The 6,460-nt window shown below is 63.8% G+C and carries 4 protein-coding genes; all 4 read left to right on the top strand.

The genetic code is table 11. From position 1 onward, the window contains the following. Nucleotides 1-21: 21 nt before the first annotated feature. Entirely contained in the window at nt 22-4,161 is a 4,140-nt protein-coding gene (locus ACLQ24_RS28095) for a hypothetical protein (protein ID WP_425894754.1), read from the top strand. 157 nt (nt 4,162-4,318) lie between these two features. Next, a complete protein-coding gene (locus ACLQ24_RS28090; protein WP_425894753.1) occupies nt 4,319-4,567 on the top strand; it encodes a hypothetical protein in 249 nt (82 codons plus the stop codon). Nucleotides 4,568-4,719: 152 nt separating this feature from the next. Beyond that, complete coding sequence (locus ACLQ24_RS28085; RefSeq protein ID WP_425894752.1) at nt 4,720-5,013, top strand: transposase; 294 nt, start codon at nt 4,720-4,722, stop codon at nt 5,011-5,013. Then, a complete protein-coding gene (locus ACLQ24_RS28080; RefSeq protein WP_425894755.1) occupies nt 5,013-6,371 on the top strand; it encodes a transposase in 1,359 nt (452 codons plus the stop codon). The genes ACLQ24_RS28085 and ACLQ24_RS28080 overlap by 1 nt, the downstream gene beginning before the upstream one ends. Nucleotides 6,372-6,460: the final 89 nt, after the last annotated feature.

Below are 6,460 nucleotides of genomic sequence, written 5' to 3'. Positions count from 1 at the left end.
TGGAATGGGCGGGGTGATTGTGTGGTGCGGGCGGGTTGGGTGTTGACCGCCTTGGGTGTGGGGGGCTCTGACGGTCGTGGGGTGGGGCTTTCGGGTGGTGGGGGTCGTGTCGGCGGTTTTGGTGGTGGTGATGACGCGGCGCAGGCGTCGGCGTCGGTGGGGTTGGTGGCGGCGCGGTTGGGTGGGGTGTTCAGGTCGGCGACGGTGGAGGATGTGGCGTTGTTGGGGGTGGGGCGGTCGACGGTGGTGTGGTCGCAGGATGTGGCGGTGCCGCAGCATGTGGTGGTGGTTCACCGGTCGGCGGAGGATCGTTGGTGGTTGGTGCAGACTCAGGCCGCCGATGTCGCTGAGCGTGTGGTGCGCTTTGATCCGGAGGGTGAGCAGGCCGGTAGGGGGTTGTGGCGTTCGATCCGGGTGCCCACTGATGAGCGGGGCCGGTTGTTGAGCGTCGGCGCCGGTGGGCAGGTGTTCACGGGTCATCAGGTGACGGGGCCGGGCCTGGTGAACGGGCTCGTTGATCCGGCGTTCACCACCCGGCCGGGCATGATGCCCACCTGGGTGCCAGAGGTGGTTCCTGCCTCGCCCCCGCCGATCACCAAGCGGTACCACAACAGTCCGCGGGGCCACCAGTGGATCGTGTATGACGTGCCAGCCGGGTACGCGTCGGACGAGTTCGAGCAGATGTTGTCCGACGACTCCGTGGAATTGGAGATCTCATCCGCTCTGGCGCGCTTCGCCTTGGGCTACGCGGAGGACATAGAAAATGCCAAAAGCCGGGGCGTGTATGTGACGTACCTGGACCTGAACATTCTCGAATTCGTCCTCGATCATCAGACCATCAGTCCCCCCCGATCCCTGGGCCCCGCCCCCGACGGCATGGACGGCCCGGACATCGACGTGATCATCACCCCTATCGAGGACGAGTGGTCCAGCGCGCCCGTGAACACCCTCGACGCCGCCACGAGCACATCCCTGCCTGACGGTGTTCACCCGTCACTACCGTTCGCCGGCCTCACCTCGACGATCCCCGCCCCGCCCGGCGGATCGTTCGACCCGATGATGATTGACCCGCCCGGCGGATCGTTCGACCCGATGATGCTTGACCCGGCCGAGTACGGGATCAGCCTGCCCGGCAGCCAGGAACTGGTAGACGACCCGTGGGGGCTGGGGGACCTCGCACCCCGGCAGTGGACGCAACCCGTCAGCGCCGCTTTCCCACCCTATGGCCAGGTGTACGCCCCAGACGGTGATAACCCCTACGACAGCCACGACCTGACCTGGACATGGCCCGCGCTGAACCCGCCCGTGTCGACCGCGAGCACCAGCGCGGCACCCGAGAACACCGGCCAATACGCCCCCACCAACGAGACCAACGCACCACCACAGCCCATCACCTCCGCCCCACCCCACATGTTCTACCTCCACCCCCCCACCAACGAGCACGACGCCCCCCACATCGACGACGACTTCCTCGACGACGGCTTCCTCTACGACGAGCACGACTCGCTCTCCGGCGACGAGGAAGCCGATTCGCTCTTTGGCGACCCACGATCACCATCGATCACACTTGGCGACCACCTGCCGCGGTTAGCGCTACCCACCGCCGGGCCCGCCACCACAACCCACCACCTACCCCCCATACCCCGCACCACCTCAACCCGACCCCCACACGCCAGCGACACACCACCTCACCAGCACCCACCCTCCACGTCCACCAGCAAAGCAACCCCAACACCGCGCACAAAACAACGCGCGAAACCGTACTCCCGACAAGGTGACAAGTCGCGCGAACAAGGTGACAAGTCGCACAAATATTTCACACCGGGCGAGCGTGTCGACGCCATCAACACGTGGGTAGCGCAAGACTCCCCCAATCGCCGGAACACAGTCCCCACAAACGGCGACACTGTGACGGTCGGAGAAAAGACATACCCGATCGGCCAGATTTTCGAGAGCCTGATACACGTTGGGGGTTACCAATACGATAAAGATATTGCCGAAGCCCTAGAGAAAAACGGATACACCGTCAGACGTGACGGCGGACATATGCATATCGTCAAGTTTCAGAGAATGAAAGACGAGAAGGCGAGAGACTTCCTCGCCATCTACGAGGACTGGATTGACAAGAAGAACGGAAATGGTGAACTCCTTAACATCAGGAAGATACCCGCGAAGAGGCTGGAGCTTCCCAATCCGCGAAAGCCGGGCGAGATGTTCCAGTTCGGCAGCTTCATGCATACGCTCAAGCAAATTGGGCATAGCGATGATGAAGCAGGCACAATGGCCGCGATGCTGGAAAAAGGCGGCCTCAAAGTCATACGCCGAAATAATGACGATAAAACGAGATTCGATGGGTTGGAGGTGCCCGGAGCGGCGCCATCCAAACCCCGAAAGCTAACGGACAAGCAGGAAAAGGACTCTCAGGAGCGGATCAAGGCGGTCACGCTTTGGATGGATAAAGACCCCGGAAACTTTGGCAAAACTCCTCTCTGGAGCGACACGGTGACGGACGACAGGAGGGAGGTTCACAAAGTCGGCAACATGTTTCATGTGTTGCGGACAACCGGATATGTGTTCCATGAGGGTTTCTTCGAAGCTCTGCGCAAGGCGGGTTTCGAACCGGAACACACCCTCAACGACGACAAAATAAGACTCCCCAAAGACAAGAGCACGCTTGCCTCCGTCGATAAGCGGATAGATAACGTCAAGGACCTTCTCTCCGCTTATGACGCCTGGCTCAAGGGTGTGCCGGGAACGACCGCTCCATGGGATGCTCAGATCAAGCCCCCGGGAACGATCCCTCCACAGAGAACTACGATCACGCTCTCGGGAAAAACTAAAGCTACTGACATCGGTAAGTTGATGGACAATCTCGTCAGGCGGGGGACTTTGGATCCGACGGGGAAGATCGCCGAACTTCTGCAAGCCAGTGGACTACAGACGGACATTCGGAACAAAAAGGTTTTTGTAGTTAACCCGAAGGAGTTGCCCGCCTCCACGGTGGCGCCGGTGCCCGCCGCGACGCAGAAGAATGCCAACGCGGCTGCGGGCATCACGCGGGACATGAATTGGGAAAACCCGTCTGGCTCTGGTGTGCCGGCGGTGAGTGAGTCTGTCATCCTGCCGCCGGGTGTCGAGCAGGATGCGGGCTATCCGGGCCTGTGCTGGGTGGGTGCCGCGCCGACGGGGTGGGATCAGACCGACCGGCTGCGAAGATGGGGTAGCCAGGTGGCCAGGGCCGCGGTGAAGGCTCCGGTCATTGTGCTGCGCTCCGCCATGGACGATCAGAGGCGGGCAGCGGATCTGCGAAACCTGCGGCGTCTGGTGCAGCAGTTCGCGTTGAAAAAGCAGCCACAGCCCATGGTCATCGCCGACGACTACACCACCTCGGAACCACTCAAGCAGATGTCGCACACCTACGGCTTCAGCATCCTGCATCGCGCCACGGACAGCGCCACGACCACCACCCCCACCGCGACCACCACCCCCACCGCGAACCTGGACCCCGTGTGGCGAATCACCAACAGTGACCGCGTCACCAAGGACATTGGCTGCAGACTCACCCCAGCCGTGATCCGAAAAGCGGCTTTCGCCAGCGTCGCACGCACGATCCCGGCGACACCCGCGCTCGCCGAACTCCTACTCGCCCGCGACCGGGAAGCGACACTTCAACTCCTGACCAAGCACCGCGCCGACCTGCACACCCCAGACGTCCTCAGCGAGCTCGACACCATCATCACGAACACCAAGGAAGACCCCTGGTTCAGCCAAACCAGACCACTGCTCGGCGAACTCGGCGCCGCCGGGCACGCCCCCCTCGTCCTGGACTACCAAGAACAGCAAACCCCCCAGAAACGCAACCTGATCCTGCTCAACAAGCAGGGCCGCACCATCCCCGTCGACCAACGCGTCGCGCTCATCCGCGACTCCGGACACTCCACCAAGGGCGCCGCAACCGCCATGCACGCGGTCAACATCATGTTCACCCAGGGCACAGCCGCCGCCCAGCAACACATCAAGGAACACTCCACCGACCTCAACACCAACGAACGACAAAACTGGGTCGACGCCATCACCGACCTCGCACGCCACCACCCCACCAAACAAGACCAATTCCTAGAGCTAGGCAAAGAGATCCTCAACTGCGGAAATGTTTCATAAACCCATGGGGCTACGTAACTTTCCGTGTGTGGAGCCGAACTCCTCCGGTGTCCAGGTCGCGGCCGTAGCCAGGCTTGATCGCCGCGTCGAGGTCAGCGTGGATTGATCCTGATGCCCGACCGGGCACCACGCCGATCGCTGTCAAAAGGAGCCAACTATGGCCGACCAAAGTCCCGGCTCCCGCACTGTAGAGGTTGATGACGACGTGTACGACGTGTTGGAGCGCACCGCCGCCAGCCGAGACGCAGACATCAACAGCGCGCTGCGGTACCTGATCGAGGTGCCGATGCCTCGGACCGGTTCGGACGACAAGGACCGAGCCCAGCCGAGCGGAAAGCAGTCGCCGAGTTCGGTCACCCTGGACTCCAGGGTCTTCGCAAGGACTCTGTTGGCTTTAATATTATAACTCGCCGTAGCGGCCAGGCGCTGGGGCTTCGCGGCAGCCCTATGTCCTTTATGGAATATGGTGTCCGGATGTCGATGAGGCCCAGAGTGTCGGTGGAGATCCCGGCGCAGACAGTGGCGGTGGTTCGGATGGCGTGTCCGGGTGGTACCCGGGTGACCCGGGTCCGTGACGCGCTCGGGCCGATCTTCGACGATCAGGAGTTCGCCGGCTGGTTCGCGGCCGAGGGGCGTAGCGCGGTGGCGCCGGGTCTGCTGGTGCTGGTCTGCGTGCTGCAGGCGATGGAGGATCTGACCGATCGGGATGCCGCCGACGCGGTCCGGACCCGGATGGACTGGAAGTACGCGCTTGGCCTGGCGTTGGACGACACCGGGTTCCACTACTCGGTGCTCTCGGAGTTCCGCGACCGCCGGCCGTCGACGAGCGGGCGGTACGTCTGTTGGAGTTGATGCTGGACGCGGCCAAACGCGCGGGTCTGCTGTGCGGCGGCGGCAAGGCCCGTACCGATTCCACCCATGTCCTGGCCAAGATCAGTGCGTTGGGGCGGCTGGAACGCGTCGGTGAGACGGTCCGGGCCGCGTTGAACCAACTCGCCCAGGTCGCACCGGGCTGGCTGGCGCCGCGAATTGATCCCGAGTGGGAACAGCGGTATGGCCGGCGCATCGACTCCGCGCATCTCCCGGCCGCCGAACAGGCCCGCGACCGGTTCGGGCAGGCGGTGGCCGCCGACGGTGCCGTCCTACTCGCGGCCATCGACGCCGATCCCGACGCGGCATGGCTGAACAACCTGCCGGCGATCGACGCCCTCCGCAAGATCTGGGACCAGGAATGCGTCCTGGACCAGCACGGCGCCTGGATGCTGCGACACGGGCGGATCCGGGAAGGAGCAGACTTCCGGGAATCCCCTTTCGACCTCGACTCGCGGTGGAGCCGTAAACGCGACACGACCTGGCAGGGCTACAAGGCCCACCTGACCGAGACCTGCGACACCAGCGACCCGCACCTGATCATCGCGGTCCGCACTACACCGGCTACCGACACCGACAACGCCACCCTGCCCTCGATCAACGCCGACCTGCAAGCCCGCGACCTCACCCCAGCCGAGCACTACCTGGACGAGGGCTACGTCACCGCCGACGCCGTCGCCCGCGCCGCCGGACAGGGCACCGAGATCATCGGGCCGCTCGCCCGTGACACCTCCTGGCAAGCCCGAGCCGGCCAAGGCTTCGACCGTGACAGCTTCCGCCTCGACTTCGACAGCCGCACCGATATCTGCCCCGCCGGCAAGATCAGCACCACGTGGAAACCCCGCGCCCACAACAGCGGACCCGGCACCGCGATCGCGTTCGCCGACACCGACTGCCGCCCCTGCCCGATGCGCGCCCACTGCACGACCAGCACCACCACCGGCAGGCAGATCGTCATCCCCAGCCGCGAACTCTACGAGATCCAACTGACCAACCGCGCTGCCCGCAACGACCCCGACTGGCAGCGACGCTACAACACCCGAGCCGGAATCGAGGGCACCATCTCCCAAGCAGCCCGCGCCCACCACCTACGCCGCAACCGCTACACCGGCCTGCCCAAGACCCGCGTCCAACACGTCCTCACCGCCTGCGGCATGAACGCCGCCGGATCGCCGACTGGACCCACCGCAACAACCAACCCGCCCCCACCCGGCCCCGAACACCCTTCAAGAGCCTCTGCCAGACAGCCAAGATCACAGCGAGTTAGCCAACAGAGTCCGCGAATCCCCAGCGCCTGGCCGCTACGGCGAGTTAGCCAACAGAGTCCTGAAAGTCGCTGAGATCACCTCTCTGAGACTGTCGGGTAACTGGCTGGGGGCGGAACGTCACGCCGAGACACGTCGATGGAAGGTCCTCGACAAATAGATCA

The organism is Micromonospora sp. DT4 (assembly GCF_049841675.1).
GTDB lineage: Bacteria > Actinomycetota > Actinomycetes > Mycobacteriales > Micromonosporaceae > Micromonospora.
Note: the sequence above shows the minus strand (reverse complement) of the source record. Positions and strands in the feature narration are given on the sequence as shown.